This window comes from Carnobacterium sp. AT7, from assembly GCF_000171855.1.
Lineage (GTDB): Bacteria > Bacillota > Bacilli > Lactobacillales > Carnobacteriaceae > Carnobacterium_B > Carnobacterium_B jeotgali.
The window spans coordinates 98,958-114,140 of sequence record NZ_ABHH01000001.1 but is presented as its reverse complement, the minus strand read 5'-3'; the positions used below and the strand labels follow the sequence as shown (position 1 = coordinate 114,140).

General features: G+C 36.8%; 13 protein-coding genes. 11 read left to right on the top strand and 2 right to left on the bottom strand.

The features are described 5' to 3' along the window. The first annotated feature begins 186 nt into the window (after positions 1-186). The 6 genes from CAT7_RS00525 (at position 187) to manA (ending at position 7,879) form a co-directional block, all read left to right on the top strand. Positions 187-1,908: an ABC transporter ATP-binding protein gene (locus CAT7_RS00525; RefSeq protein ID WP_007720756.1), complete on the top strand. Its 1,722-nt coding sequence runs from the start codon at positions 187-189 to the stop codon at positions 1,906-1,908. Further along, positions 1,908-3,767, top strand: a complete 1,860-nt coding sequence (locus tag CAT7_RS00520; protein WP_007720753.1) for an ABC transporter ATP-binding protein — start codon at positions 1,908-1,910, stop codon at positions 3,765-3,767. The genes CAT7_RS00525 and CAT7_RS00520 overlap by 1 nt, the downstream gene beginning before the upstream one ends. A gap of 73 nt (positions 3,768-3,840) precedes the next feature. Then, positions 3,841-4,455: an MBL fold metallo-hydrolase gene (locus CAT7_RS00515; protein ID WP_007720750.1), complete on the top strand. Its 615-nt coding sequence runs from the start codon at positions 3,841-3,843 to the stop codon at positions 4,453-4,455. 418 nt (positions 4,456-4,873) lie between these two features. Beyond that, positions 4,874-5,731 (top strand): VOC family protein, encoded by an 858-nt coding sequence (locus CAT7_RS00510; RefSeq protein WP_007720747.1) that lies wholly within the window; start codon positions 4,874-4,876, stop codon positions 5,729-5,731. A 155-nt stretch (positions 5,732-5,886) separates the two neighbouring features. Then, a complete protein-coding gene (locus CAT7_RS00505; RefSeq protein WP_007720744.1) occupies positions 5,887-6,909 on the top strand; it encodes a serine hydrolase domain-containing protein in 1,023 nt (340 codons plus the stop codon). Between the two features lie 25 nt (positions 6,910-6,934). After that, the gene (gene manA / locus CAT7_RS00500; protein ID WP_007720741.1) at positions 6,935-7,879 is read left to right on the top strand and encodes a mannose-6-phosphate isomerase, class I; all 945 of its coding nucleotides are present in this window, start codon (positions 6,935-6,937) and stop codon (positions 7,877-7,879) included. 75 nt (positions 7,880-7,954) lie between these two features. Here manA and CAT7_RS00495 read toward each other — a convergent pair whose 3' ends face one another. Both CAT7_RS00495 and CAT7_RS00490 read right to left on the bottom strand, forming a co-directional pair. Next, the gene (locus CAT7_RS00495; RefSeq protein ID WP_007720738.1) at positions 7,955-8,635 is read right to left on the bottom strand and encodes a type 1 glutamine amidotransferase; all 681 of its coding nucleotides are present in this window, start codon (positions 8,633-8,635) and stop codon (positions 7,955-7,957) included. A 1-nt stretch (position 8,636) separates the two neighbouring features. Beyond that, positions 8,637-9,986 (bottom strand): Mur ligase family protein, encoded by a 1,350-nt coding sequence (locus CAT7_RS00490; RefSeq protein WP_007720736.1) that lies wholly within the window; start codon positions 9,984-9,986, stop codon positions 8,637-8,639. Between the two features lie 237 nt (positions 9,987-10,223). Here CAT7_RS00490 and CAT7_RS00485 point away from each other — a divergent pair, with 237 nt between their 5' ends. The 5 genes from CAT7_RS00485 (at position 10,224) to glyA (ending at position 15,182) form a co-directional block, all read left to right on the top strand. Beyond that, complete coding sequence (locus CAT7_RS00485; RefSeq protein WP_007720733.1) at positions 10,224-10,805, top strand: thymidine kinase; 582 nt, start codon at positions 10,224-10,226, stop codon at positions 10,803-10,805. A gap of 75 nt (positions 10,806-10,880) precedes the next feature. Further along, on the top strand, positions 10,881-11,957 hold the full coding sequence (gene prfA, locus CAT7_RS00480; RefSeq protein ID WP_007720731.1) for a peptide chain release factor 1: 1,077 nt from the start codon (positions 10,881-10,883) through the stop codon (positions 11,955-11,957). Beyond that, entirely contained in the window at positions 11,947-12,795 is an 849-nt protein-coding gene (gene prmC / locus CAT7_RS00475; RefSeq protein ID WP_007720729.1) for a peptide chain release factor N(5)-glutamine methyltransferase, read from the top strand. Before prfA ends, prmC begins: the two co-directional genes overlap by 11 nt. Before the next feature lie 59 nt (positions 12,796-12,854). After that, positions 12,855-13,874, top strand: coding sequence for an L-threonylcarbamoyladenylate synthase (locus tag CAT7_RS00470; protein ID WP_407390776.1), 1,020 nt, complete (start codon positions 12,855-12,857; stop codon positions 13,872-13,874). Positions 13,875-13,937: 63 nt separating this feature from the next. After that, the gene (gene glyA, locus CAT7_RS00465; protein WP_007720723.1) at positions 13,938-15,182 is read left to right on the top strand and encodes a serine hydroxymethyltransferase; all 1,245 of its coding nucleotides are present in this window, start codon (positions 13,938-13,940) and stop codon (positions 15,180-15,182) included. Position 15,183 lies beyond the last annotated feature (1 nt).

Here is a 15,183-nt window from a genome sequence, read left to right as displayed (position 1 = left end):
GTTCCTTAAATAATAGTACTAAAGTTGCACTTAAACAGCAAGATACAAATTCACTAAGACAATAGATCTCGAAAAGAAGTTGCAGATATTTGAAAAAGGGTCAGTTGTCCCATATAATTAATAGATGACTTAAAAAAAAAAGAAATTAGAGATCAGGCATTGAAAACAACTCGAGGAGGAAGCTAAATGATCAAACTAGCAAAAAAATTAAATTACTGGGCTGTTTTCGGTGCTGTTGTATTTATGATTATCCAAGTGATAGGAGATTTGTATCTCCCTACACTAACAGCGGATATTATTGATAATGGCGTGTCAACAGGGGATGTAGACTACATTATTTCTGTAGGAGTGAAAATGTTAGGCTTTTCTCTTCTTAGTATTGTAGCAGCTATTATAAATGTGTACTTCGCTGCACAACAGTCGCAAAAATTAGGAAAAACATTGCGTAGCGAGATTTATCGAAAAGTAACGTATTTTTCTAATGATGAAATTGACAAATTAGGAACATCTTCATTACTCACACGAACAACAAATGATGTTGAGCAGATTCAATTAGTCACGATGATGATGTTGAGAATGATGATCATGGCTCCAATCATGCTTATTGGGACAGGTCTATTAGCGTATAATCGTGAACCGAAATTAGCTGAGATTTTCATTTATATCATTCCTATATTAGCTATTTTTATTGGTATTATTATGTATTTCGCCGTTCCTTATTTCAAATCGCTTCAAAAGAAAACAGACCGTTTAAATCTAGTTTTTCGCGAAGGATTAACAGGTGTCCGTGTTATCCGTGCTTTTAATCGCAATGATTCTGAAACAAAACGTTTTGATGAAGCCAATAAAGACTATGCGAATACCTCAATTAAAGCACAGACCATTATGAGTTTTATGCTGCCAATTATGACGTTGATTATAAGTGCAACAAACATTTCAATCATTTGGTTTGGTGGAGAATATATTAGTGTTGGGGATATGCAAGTTGGAAATTTGGTTACTTTTATGACATATGCAATGCAAATTCTAATGAGTGTTATGATGCTAGCAATGGTGTTCGTCTTTATTCCTCGTGGGCAAGTTTCAGCAGCGCGTATCAATGAAGTGCTAGCCATGGAAAGTAAGATAAAGGACCCCGAAATCCCATTGACGGTTCAAAAAGAAAACGGTAGTTCATTATCTTTTGAACAGGTTACTTATCGTTATTCAGGAGCAGAAAAACCAGCATTGGAAGGCATTGATTTTGAAGGCAAGAAAGGTGAAGTCATTGCCATTATTGGTGGAACGGGTTCTGGTAAATCAACTATTGCGAATTTAATCACCCGCTTTTATGATATTGAATCAGGAAGTATCAAAATCAATGGCGTAGATATACGACAAATGAAACAAACCGAACTGCGCAGCTTTACAGGCTATGCGCCTCAAAAAGCATTATTATTTACCGGAACGATTCGTGAAAATATGCAATATGGAAAACCGGACGCAACAGATGAAGAAATATGGCATGCTTTAGAAATCGCTCAAGCCGCCGACTTTGTATCAAAATTACCTAAAGGTTTAGATGCAGGGGTCGAACAAGGCGGCGGGAACTTTTCTGGTGGACAAAAGCAACGCTTAAGTATCGCTAGAGCGTTAATCACGAAAGCAGATATATTGATTTTTGATGACTCTTTTTCAGCACTTGATTTTAAAACTGATGTAGCTTTGCGAAAAGCTTTGCTCCCAGAAACAAAGCATGCGGTAGTCGTCATTATTGCTCAAAGAATCAGTTCTGTTATTCAAGCCGATACCATCATTGTTTTAGAAGAAGGCAAAATGGTCGGAAAAGGGACACATGAAGAGTTGAAAAAAACCAATGAAACGTACCAAGAAATTATGGAGTCGCAAATGAAAGAGGAGGAGATGTAATGAGTAAGAACAGTACTGATTCAACAAAGCCTCTTCGTGCTATTAAACCGAAAAATTTCTGGAGAACACTAAGAAGATTGCTTAGTTACATGTCTACTCGTTTAATAGCCATTATCGCTGTGTTTGCCTTAGCTATCATTGCTATTGTATTGCAAACACAAACGCCAAAAATTTTAGGGGAAGCCACAACTGAAATTTTTAATGGGGTAGTCGAAGGAATGAAATTGCGACAAGCCGGGCAATCTGTCGCGGTCTTGCCAATCGATTTTGATTTGATTGCGCGTATCTTATTCACCGTTGCAGTCTTCTATATTCTTTCTGCCATCTTTAGATACTTCCAACAATTTACTATGACTCGTGTAGCTCAGCGGACGGTTTATGATTTACGAAAAGATTTAAAAGCTAAGATGAACCGTGTTCCAATGAATTACTATGATACGCATTCAAACGGAGATATCATGTCTCGCGCAGTAAATGATATGGACCAAATTGCTAATACTCTCCAACAAACCCTTACGCAGTTTGTCAATAGTCTGGTTACCTTTTTTGCTGTTCTGTACATGATGTTGACCATTAGTGGAACCTTAACGTTAGTGACGTTAATCACTGTTCCTATAAGTGCGCTAGTGATTGGATTGATCGCTCCAAGATCGCAAAAGTCTTTTGCGGCGCAACAAAAAAGTTTAGGAATCTTGAACAATCAAGTTGAAGAGACCTATTCAGGGCACGTGGTAGTAAAATCTTATAACCATGAAGAAACAGAAATCAAAACATTTGAAGAGAAAAATGATCAACTCTATCAAGCGTCACGAAATGCACAGTTTTTATCTGGACTCATCATGCCGTTGATGGCTTTCGTACGTAACTTAGGGTATCTAGTTGTTGCCGTTGTAGGGGGTGTTTTTGTAGCTAATGGGACAGTAACATTAGGAAATGTCCAAGCCATGTTACAATATTCCAATCAATTCAATCAGCCTATTCGTGAGATGGCCAATTTGATTAATATGATTCAAGCTACAGTTGCTTCAGCTGAACGCGTTTTTGAAGTGCTAGATGAAGAAGAAATGACAGATGAATCAGCTTCTATTCAACCAATACCAAATTCACCATACAAAGTTCAATTTGAGCATGTTCAATTTGGTTATGGTGGAAAAGATGAACCGTTATTGATGAAAGATTTCAATTTAAATGTTGAAGAAGGGCAAATGGTTGCTATTGTAGGTCCAACTGGAGCGGGCAAATCAACTCTAATTAATTTGTTAGAACGTTTTTATGACGTTAGTGGTGGCAGCATCAAGATTGATGGTGTTGATACGCGAGACTTTTCAAGAGAAGAAGTGCGCTCACGTTTTGCCATGGTTCTTCAAGATACATGGTTATTTAATGGAACAGTCCTTGATAATATCCGATACGGAAGCGCAGTATATGGTCAAGATGACGAACGTGTCTACAATTCGGCTAAAGCAGCTCACGTCGATGATTTTGTACGGAAATTACCTCATGGATATGAGACCATTCTTAATGAAGAAGCAAGCAATCTCTCAGCAGGTCAAAGACAGTTAATTACGATTGCACGGGCTTTTCTAGCTGATCCCGAGATTTTAATTTTAGATGAAGCTACGTCAAGTGTGGATACCAGAACCGAAGTATTGATTCAAAAAGCGATGAGGAAATTATTAAAAGGCAGAACTAGTTTTGTTGTGGCTCACCGTCTTTCAACGATTCGTGATGCTGATAATATTATTGTGATGGATCATGGAGATGTAATCGAAACTGGAACTCACGATGAGTTAATGGCTCAAAAGGGTTTTTACGCTGATTTATACAACAGTCAATTTGTCCAACAAGAAGTTGTCTAATCAGTGTCTGTTGTTTTTAGTGAAATCTGCTAAACTACAACTATAGACTGCAATATGAAAAGGAGATCAATATATGACACAAATTGAAAGAATAATAACTGGAAGAATTGAAGAAAATTGTTACGTGGTGTATCAAGAAGGTAAAGCGCTAATCGTAGATCCTGGAGATGAATTTGTTGCGATAAAAAAAGTATTAGATCGATTAAATGTGACACCTACAGCTATTTTATTAACGCATACACACTATGATCATATTGGTGCGTTAGAAGAAGTTAGAAAAACGTATACTATTCCAGTATACGTTAGCGATTTAGAACAAGCTTGGCTAGGTAACGCTATTTTAAATCTTTCAATTAACTCAGGACACCCCTTTACAGCTGAGCCTGCTGAATACGAATTTGAACTATTTAAGACATATGATATCGAAGGATTTCAGTTTAAAGTTGTCCCAACGCCAGGACATTCACCTGGTGGAGTCAGTTTTGTATTTGCTGATTTTGTCGTTTCTGGCGATGCATTATTCAAAGGAAGTGTTGGAAGAACCGATTTAACAGGTAGCGATCCAGCAGCTTTATTAAAAGGGATCAAAGAGCAACTGCTTACTTTGCCGGATGACATGCGAGTTTATCCAGGTCATGGAGATGAAACAACTATTGGCTATGAAAAAAGAACCAATCCCTTTTTTTAAATAAAAAGGGATTTATCAAATAAAAGCCCAAATAAAAAATGATTATTGCCAAAATGGCACTAATCGTTTTTTTGTCTTTTGTAAAAAAAAACCACTTTAGCGGGAAAGCTAAAGTGGAAAGGGTAAGGTTTCTTTTTACTTTGGAGGAGTAAAAAAGAAATATGAAAAAGTTGGTTTGTTGTTTTGGTATATTTAAAGTATAGTAGCCAATTATGAAAAAAGTGTGACGAAAAAACAAAAATTAAGTGAAAACAACTTATTTAGTGATGAATTTGGTGAAAAAATCAAAATCAGGATGCGTTCGGTTAAAAAGACTTGTAAATAAATGGGTTTCCATGTATACTTATTAAAAGTAAGTGAATTTAGCATCTTAAAAAAATAATATAATAAAAGTAAAAATGAAAAGAGGAATAACTAAATGACTTTATCAGAGAAGACCATTATTGGAAAAGTTGTATTGAATGTCGAAAATATGGCGAATATGAAAAATTTCTATACCACTGTTATTGGATTAGACGTAAAAAATGAAAATGAGCAATTGCTGCAATTGGGAGCAGTTGATGATGAGCAAGTCTTGTTAGAATTACAACCGGTTGCTCCAGCTGGAGAAAAACCAAAAGCAACTGGATTATACCATTTGGCCTTTTTATTGCCGACACGTAAAGACCTAGGCGAAATTTTGTATCATATTTTAGTATCAAAATATCCTTTGACTGGTGCAAGTGACCATGGATACAGCGAAGCTTTATATCTAGATGATCCAGAAGGCAATGGAATTGAAATTTACGTTGATAAACCAAAATCAATGTGGGATATCAGAGAAGACGGTCAAATCGCCGGAGTAACTGAACAAATGGATGCAGAAGGTGTCATTGCCGAAGCTAAGCAAGAATTTCAAGGAATGCCTAAAGGAACCTATATGGGACACGTTCATTTATTTGTAGCTGAATTAGAAGAAACCGAAAATTTCTACAAAGATGTTCTAGGATTTGATTTGAAATTCAAGTTTGGACCGCACGCTAAATTCTTCGCAGCAGGTGAGTATCATCATCAAATCGGAGCTAACGTATGGGCAGGGAAAAACATTCCACCCGCTCAAAAAGGCCTAAGAGGGTTAGATTATTTTACGATTATTGTTGCCTCAACAGATGAATTATTACAAGTAAAAGCAAATCTTGATGCAAAAAGTTATGTCTATCAACTAGATGAAGCATCAACAACTCTTTTTTTAGAAGATACGAATGGAATAGCCATTAAAGTTACCACAACTAAATAATTAGTTAGTAAGTCGCCAGCTAGTCTGTCGGCTTTTTTTATTTGTCCTAACTAAGCGACTAAACTCAATGTGGATGTAAATGAGTTGTTCCATTATAATGGATTATGAAGAAATGAATTTAGCATCAATAAAAAAATAGCAGAAAGGATAAGAGGATGTATCCCAAAACAATAAATGTTATTCAACAATTAGTAGAAGACGAAGTCATTCCTGGAGCAAGTTTTGGTTTTATCAAAAATAATGAACAAGCAACGTACCGTGAAGGATTATCTGCTATTGTTCCAAATAGAGAAGCCCTTAAAGAAAATCAGCTGTATGATATCGCCTCGTTAACTAAAGTACTTTTAACAACAACGATTATCTTGCAACTGTGGCAAGAAGAAAAATTGGATCCAGCTGATAAAGTCAGCGATTATTTGACCGATTTTCCCTCTAAAGAAGTAACGCTAAGGCATTTACTGACTCATACTTCTGGAATAGAAGGGTATATTCCCAACCGAGATGCTTTATCCGCTAGCGAGTTGAAAGAAGCTATTCTTCATTTGCCCGTAGGAAAGATTTTTGATAAAGAAGTGCGTTATACAGATACGGGATTCATTTTACTAGGCTTTATTATTGAAGCGATTGAAAAAACTACTCTAGTTAATGTTTTTGCTAACCGAATCAGTGGACCATTGAATTTAAACGATTCATCGTATCATCCTCGCGACAAAGAAATGTGTGTTCCAACTGAATGGAATTCAAAAAGAGGAATGATTAGAGGCGAAGTCCATGATCCAAAAGCGTATATACTGGGAGATCATTGTGGGAGCGCTGGATTATTCTCGACGTTAACGGATTGCTTAACCTTTAGCCAAATGATGCTGAATCAAGGAGAACTAAATGGAAAACGTATTCTTAATCAAAAAACTGTGCTATCATTATTAGGAGATTGGACGCCTACTGGCAAGTTAAACCGGTCTTTAGGATGGGATTTGAAAACTAGAGGCACAAAAAACTATTTGTTTCATACTGGATTTACAGGCACATTTATAGTATTAGATATTTTAGGAAAAGAAGCGTTTGTATTTTTATCAAATCGCGTTCATCCAACGAATACTAATAAATCTGATTACCTTAACCAGCGAGATCGTTTAGTAGAATGTTATTTAACTGAAAAAGAAGCAATGAATCACTAATTGGATTTTAGGAGGAGCAAAAATAATGAATGAACCGTTACTATTAAAACCTGTTTTACAAGAAAAAATCTGGGGTGGCAAAAAGTTACGTGAAGTATTTGGGTATGATTTGCCAAGTGATAAAACTGGAGAAGCTTGGGCAATCAGTGCGCACCCTAATGGACCAAGCTTAGTGGAAAATGGTCCTTATAAAGATATGACGCTAGCTGAAGTTTGGGATCAACATCGTGAAGTATTTGGAAATGCAAAGGGAGAAGTCTTTCCTTTGTTAACAAAAATTTTAGATGCTGCAGATGAGCTATCCGTTCAAGTTCATCCGGATGATCAATACGGTATGGAGCACGAAGGGGAATTGGGCAAAACGGAATGTTGGTATGTCATTGATGCTGACGAAGGTTCAGAAATTATCTACGGACATCATGCTCAAACAAAAGAAGAATTAGAGCAAATGATTCTTGAAGGTAAATGGGATGATTTATTGCGCCGCATTAAAGTAAAAAAAGGCGACTTTTTCTACGTACCAAGTGGAACAATTCATGCGATTGGTGGAGGAATTACGATTCTTGAAACCCAACAATCTAGTGATACAACTTATCGCGTATACGATTATGACCGTAAAGACGATCAAGGAAATTTAAGAGAATTACACGTCAAACAATCTGTCGATGTGACAACAGTTCCACACGTTGATCCGACTCCTGAAATGAAAACGGAAAAACAAGAAGATGCGACCATTACAACTTTTGTGAAAACGTCATTTTTCGATGTCTACAAATGGGAAGTAAATGGAACGACAACCTTTACTGCAACAGCTCCGTACACCCTTGTCAGCGTATTAGCAGGAAATGGTAAATTGATTGTCGAAGCAGGAGAGTATCTATTGAAAAAAGGGACGCACCTAATCTTACCAACTGATATCAAAGAATGGACAATAGAAGGCAATTTAGAAATTATTGCATCAAACAACTAAGATGTGCAACTCCTAAATGAGCAAAAAAAGAACCTGAAAAATGAACTACTCATTTTTCAGGTTCTTTTTATCTCATCAAATATCAAATAATTCTTCTGCTTCTTTAGGGAATCGTTTTTTGACTGCTTCTTTTAAAATTCGATCCGTTAATGCGGTATTACGCACTAATAAAGGACCATGGAAGTAAGAACAATACGTTTGTTTGTAATGAGCACCTTCCGTTTTATCTTCGCCATTATTGCCATAACCCGTTTCAACTATACCTAAAGGCTTAACCCCTTCACCAAGGAAAGTGCGGCCATTGTGATTCTCAAATCCTTTATAGGTTTCGCCAAACTCATCATTTTTGATGATAATATCGCCAATAAAGCGATTGTTATCTTGATTTAATGTGTAGTGGTTCAAAGCACCAATACCGTTTAGTCGATTTCCTGCAGCATCAACATAGTAATGACCTAATAATTGAAAACCACCGCAAATGCCAACTGTAACACCATCATTTTCAATGTATTCAGTGATGGCCTCTTTTTTAGCTTGAATATCTCTTGAAACAATTCGTTGCTCAAAATCTTGTCCGCCACCAAAGAAAACTAAATCGTATTTGTCAGCATCAAAAGAGTCATTTAAACTAACGATTTCGATATTAAATTGAACGCCTCTTTTTTTTGCACGGTGTTTTAACATCAATAAGTTGCCATTATCTCCGTAAGTATTTAGTAAATCACCATAAAGATGGCAAACCGTTAATTCAATCATCTTACATACCTCCTTCAATATATCCTTGATTAGCTAATTCTTTACGCAATTGTAAGACAGCAGTATAGGTAGCCAATACGTATACTTTTTTCGTTGGTGCATGTTTAAAACTGTTGATTATTTCAGGAATACTCGGAATAACTTGAAGTTCTTCTTCAGGAATACCGGCTACTTCTAAACGTGCGGTAATATCTTCTACACGTTCGCCGCCTACAGTTACTTGTTTTAAACCCATCTCGGCAACTTGTTCATAGTCTGCATCCCAAATCCAGCTGACATCTGTTCCATCCGCATAATTTGCATTTAAAATAGAAACAAGAGAGATCGGTTCTGGATCAAGTTTGATCATTTCTAATACTTGATTTAACCCAACCGGATTTTTCACCAAGTTGATGGTCACTTCTTTGTCGTCAATTTGAATCACTTCTTGACGTCCGAAAACACGTTTTGAAGCGGCAAATCCAGCACGAATTTGATCAGTAGAAACGTCCAAAATGCGCCCAACACTATAAGCTGCTAAAGCATTATAAATATTGTATTGTCCGCCGATTTTAATTTCAAATTCTTCACCTTCAATTTCAAAACGAGAAGATTCGTGATCCATATGAGTCAAGCCTGTTAAACGATACGTTAAGTCTGGACGTTTGAAATCGCAATTTGGACAATAGTATTTTCCAAGATTGCTGTAAGTTAAGAATTTATAATGCAAAATATTATTACAATTCGGGCACAATACACCATCTGTATTGTAGTGAGCTTTTAGTTCGCCGTCTGGAAGGTGATCAAAACCAAAGTAAACGCGTTTATTTACGGTTTTTTTAGAATTAAAAATCGGAGCATCTCCATTACTAACGATTAAAGCATTCGGAGCTAGAGCTGCACCATTTAGCATCATTTGGTAAGTCGTGTAAATTTCACCATACCGATCCATTTGGTCACGGAAGACGTTTGTAAAAATAATCGCTTTAGGTTTAATGTATTTTGTTACATGAATCAAGCTCGCTTCGTCTACTTCAAGAACGGCGGCTTTCTTCTCACTGTTTTTGGTGTAAGAATGATGTTCAAGAAAAGTTGAAATAATTCCTTGCAACATATTTGCTCCAGTGGGGTTCGTGATAATTTCTGGATATTTTTGTTTCAAAACTTGATAAGTTAAAGCAGTTGTCAATGTTTTACCGTTTGTACCAGTAACGATAACCACATCATAATTTCTTGATAATGTACCTAATACAGTGGGATCCAGTTTTTGTGTTAGCTGACCTGGGTAACTACTTCCACCTTTAAGGAAAGTATGAAGTCCCCATCTAGTTGTTCTTCCTACTGCAATGGCAAATGCACTACGTATACTCAATTGAGTTTCCTCCAATTACTAAAAATACTTTTATTGCTACTTTGATATTCTAGCATATATTTCTTGTGAAATTGTTAAAAATTGCCTAACTTGTTCATTTAAAAGGAATTTTAATTTCTTTTCTAACAATTTGTGTAAGATTCCTCTATTATAAAGTCAATACAGAGGCTTCACTTTTGGTTGGTTATAACGTATAATTCATAATGGATTCCTACGAGAGAAAAGAGGAAAAACAAGATGGCCCAACTATTTTTTAAATACGGAGCAATGAACAGCGGCAAAACGATTGAAATTTTAAAAGTAGCATACAATTATGAGGAACAAAACAAACCTGTGGCAATCATGACAAGTGGACTAGATGACCGAGATGAGATTGGTATTGTGTCAAGTCGCATTGGGTTAAGACGTGAAGGTATCGCTATATTTGAGGAAACAAATGTTTTTGAAACCATAAAAGCATTAGAAAATGCGCCTGCTTGTGTATTAATCGATGAATCACAATTTCTGACAAAAGAGCATGTACTTCAACTTGCTCATATTGTAGATGAACTAGATATTCCGGTTATGGCATTTGGATTGAAAAATGATTTCAAAAACGAATTGTTTGAAGGATCAGAATATTTGTTGCTGTACGCAGACAAAATCGAAGAAATGAAAACCATTTGTTGGTATTGTCATAAAAAAGCAACAATGAACATGCGTATGATCGATGGCAAACCTGTTTATTCAGGAGAACAAATTCAAATAGGGGGCAATGAAAGTTATTTCCCAGTTTGTCGTAAACATTACTTCAATCCGCTATTGAAGGGCGATTTGTAGCGTTCTTGGTGTTGTGAATGAACTACAGTAAATGACACAACGATGCAATAGGCTTAGAAGAAAAGGAGACTAACTATGTTTGATAGATTAGAAAGCGTTGAAGGACGTTATGAAGAATTAAATGAATTATTGAGTGACCCAGAGGTTGTTAGTGATACTAAACGATTGATGAAATTAACAAAAGAAGAAGCAGCTATTCGTGAAACAGTAGCAACGTATCGTCGGTATAAAGAAGTGGAACAAGATATTTCTGATACAGAAGATATGCTGGGAGAAAAACTAGATTCTGAGATGGCTGAAATGGCTAAAGAAGAATTAAATGATTTAAAGAAAGAGAAAACAGAAATTGAAGAAAAAATGAAAGTCTTAATGTTGCCTAAAGATGAAAATGATGATCGCAATATCATCATGGAAATTAGAGGAGCAGCGGGTGGAGACGAAGCACAATTATTTGCTGGTACACTATTTAATATGTATCAAAAATACGCTGATGCGCAAGGTTGGAAGACAGAAGTGTTAGATGCCAACATTACAGGTATCGGTGGATACAAAGAAATTACCTTAATGATTACTGGAGACAATGTTTATTCTAAATTGAAATATGAAAACGGCGCTCACCGCGTTCAACGTGTCCCATCAACGGAATCACAAGGTCGTATCCATACATCAACAGCAACTGTAGTGGTTATGCCGGAAGCTGAAGAAGTTGAATTAGATTTGCCTGATAAAGATATTCGGACAGATATCTATCACGCAAGTGGAGCCGGCGGACAGCACGTTAATAAAACAGCTTCTGCCGTTCGATTGACGCATTTACCTACAGGAATTGCTGTCGCGATGCAAGATGAACGTTCGCAAATTAAAAACCGTGAGAAAGCGATGAAAGTATTGCGTGCTCGAGTATACGATCATATCCAACAAGCTGCCCAAAGCGAATACGATGCTGAACGAAAATCAGCTATTGGAACAGGAGATCGTTCAGAACGAATTCGGACGTACAATTACCCACAAAGTCGTGTAACTGATCACCGGATTGGTTTGACGATTCAAAAATTAGATCAAATTCTTTCTGGTAAATTAGATGAAATTATTGATGCGTTAGTTTTGAATGAGCAAACAGCTAAAATGGAGCAATTGCAACATGAAGAGTAAGACAACGTATAGAGAAGTCCTGAAATGGGCTTCTTCTTTTTTAGAAACTTGTAAGAGAGAGCCCTTTGCTGCAGAACTTTTACTAAGAGAACGCCAAGACTGGTCTAAAACAGACGTTATGCTGCATTTAAATGAAGAGATTCCCTCTGAGGTGAAGCACCAACTATTAAAAGATGTATCTGATCATGGCTCAGGAATACCCGTACAACAGATAGTAGGGTATGGATGGTTTTACGACCGTAAGTTTAAAGTAACAAAAGATACCTTGATTCCACGACCTGAAACGGAAGAAATCGTGGACATTTTTTTAAAGGAAACTAGCACAAATCAAAAATTAACGGTTTTGGATATTGGAACGGGAACAGGAATCATTGGCATTACAATCAAAAAAGAACGCCCACTTTTTGATGTCACTGCAACTGATTTGTCTTCTAAAGCATTAAAAGTAGCTAAAGAAAATGCGGAATCATTAAGTGCAGAGGTTCGATTGTTGGAAGGCGATTTAACAGAACCAGTAAAAAAGGAAACATTCGATGTTATTATTTCGAATCCGCCTTATATTTCAACTGATGAAGTTGGTTATATGGATGAAAGTGTTCTGCATTACGAACCACACCTAGCTTTATTTGCAGAAAACAATGGGTTAGCCATTTATCAAAGATTAGCTAAAGAGACGCCAGCTATTTTGAATCCTGGCGGTGAAATCTTATTGGAAATTGGATTTAAACAAGGAAAAAGTGTTCAGGAAATATTTCAACAGGCTTTTCCCAAGGCTGAAGTGGCTATTGGAAAAGACATGAGTGGAAATGACCGATTGATTCGAGTTAAAACTATCTAAAAAATCTAATGCTAGCAACTAAATAAAATAAGTTTTTTGAAATGAACGGAGGAATGATTGTGGAAACTATTATATATCGACCTTCAGAGGTGTTAAAAGCTGCTCTCAAACTGCAACAGGGTGAATTGATTTCTTTTCCCACAGAAACCGTTTATGGATTAGGAGCAGATGCCACAAATGAAGCTGCAGTAAAAAAAGTTTATTCAGCAAAAGGTAGACCGAGTGATAATCCATTGATCGTACATGTCTCAGCAATCGAAGAAGTTGAGCAGTATGTAGTGGAAGTGTCTGAAGTAGCTAGTAAATTGATGGAAACATTTTGGCCAGGTCCATTGACATTGATTTTCAAAGTTAAGGAGCAAGCTTTTGCACCTACCGCTACAGCTGGCTTAGACAGTGTAGCAATGCGTATGCCAGATAACGCATTAACCTTACAGCTGATTCGTGAAACTGGAAAACCTCTTGTTGGACCAAGCGCCAATACTTCTGGTAAACCGAGTCCGACAACTGCAGGACATGTTTTCCATGATTTAAAAGGGAAAATAGCAGGTGTGTTGGATGATGGCGAAACAGGTGTAGGGCTAGAATCAACCGTTTTAGACGTGACAGATCCAGTTAGGCCAACAATTTTAAGACCAGGAGCGACGACAAAAGAAGCGCTAGAACAGATCATTGGAACTGTCTATGTCGATCGCCATTTGATATCAAGTGACGAAGTGCCTAAAGCTCCCGGTATGAAATACAAGCATTACAGTCCGAATGAAGCCGTAGTAATTGTTGATGGGAACCATGATGTGTGGCAAAAGGCTATTGAAACCTATCAAAAACAAGGCGAAAAAGTTGGGCTTTTGGCAGAGCAAGCAATCGTTGACCACTTTCAAAAGAATGTTAGTGCAACCTATTCTTTAGGTGAAAATAAAAATGTCAATGATGCTGCAAGATTGTTATACTCAGGATTAAGGTATTTTGAAAAAACAACTGCAACCGTGATTTTAGCCCAAGCTTATGCCGAAAAGGGTTTAGGTGAAGCTTATATGAATCGGCTTAAAAAGGCAGCTGGGAATCATTTTTTTGAGTAACAGTAAAACAGCAAGATGATAAAGTAAGTGGATGTTAAAACTATTGAAGGATGTGGCCGTTAGATGATGAACGATAAATATTTTGATAAAGAGGTATTCGATGCCATTGAAAAAGAAAGCAATCGTCAAGAGCAAAACATTGAATTAATTGCCTCAGAAAACTTTGTATCTGAAGCTGTATTAGCTGTACAAGGAAGCATTCTAACCAACAAATATGCAGAAGGTTATCCTGGGAAAAGATATTATGGTGGCTGCGAATTTATTGATGTCGTTGAAAATCTGGCTATTGAACGTGCGCAGAAACTTTTTGGAGCAGACTATGTTAATGTTCAACCCCATTCAGGTTCTAGTGCAAATATGGCTGCTCTTAACGCTATTTTGTCTCCTGGAGATACTGTATTAGGAATGGATTTAACACATGGCGGGCATCTGACGCATGGGTCACCGGTAAACTTTAGCGGTAAAACTTATGATTTTGTTTCTTATGGTGTAGAAAAAGAGACAGAACAAATCGATTATGAAGTGATTCGAGCTTTAGCTGTTGAACATAAACCAAAATTAATTATTGCTGGAGCGAGTGCTTATTCTAGAAAAATTGATTTTGCACGATTTAGAGCAATAGCAGATGAAGTTGGAGCATACTTAATGGTTGATATGGCTCATATTGCTGGATTAGTTGCGGCAGGATTACATCAAAATCCCGTTCCGTATGCAGATATCGTCACTACAACTACGCATAAAACCTTAAGAGGACCACGTGGGGGTATGATTTTAGCTAAAGAAAAATACCGTAAAGCACTAAATAGTGCTATTTTCCCTGGAATTCAAGGTGGACCATTAGAACACGTTATTGCAGCTAAAGCTGTTGCCTTTAAAGAAGCATCTGCTCCAGAGTTTAAAAGTTATGCTGCTCAAATCATAAAAAATGCTAAAGCAATGGAAACCGTTTTAAATGCGTCTAAAGGTCATGTAATCAGTGGCGGAACAGATAATCACTTATTGTTATTTGATGTAACAAACTTTGGTTTGAATGGCAAAGAAGCAGAAGTACTCTTAGACAAAGTTAGCATTACTGTTAATAAAAATACGATTCCGTTTGAAACCTTAAGCCCTTTTAAAACAAGTGGAATTCGAATTGGGACACCTGCTATTACAACACGTGGGTTTGACGAAGAAGATTCTAAAAAAGTTGCAGAACTGATTATTGAAACATTGACAGCTAATGGGGATATTGAAAAAATGACCGCTATTCAAATGAAAGTTCATCAATTGACAGCTGACCACCCTTTATACGAGTCAAAAATGTAAA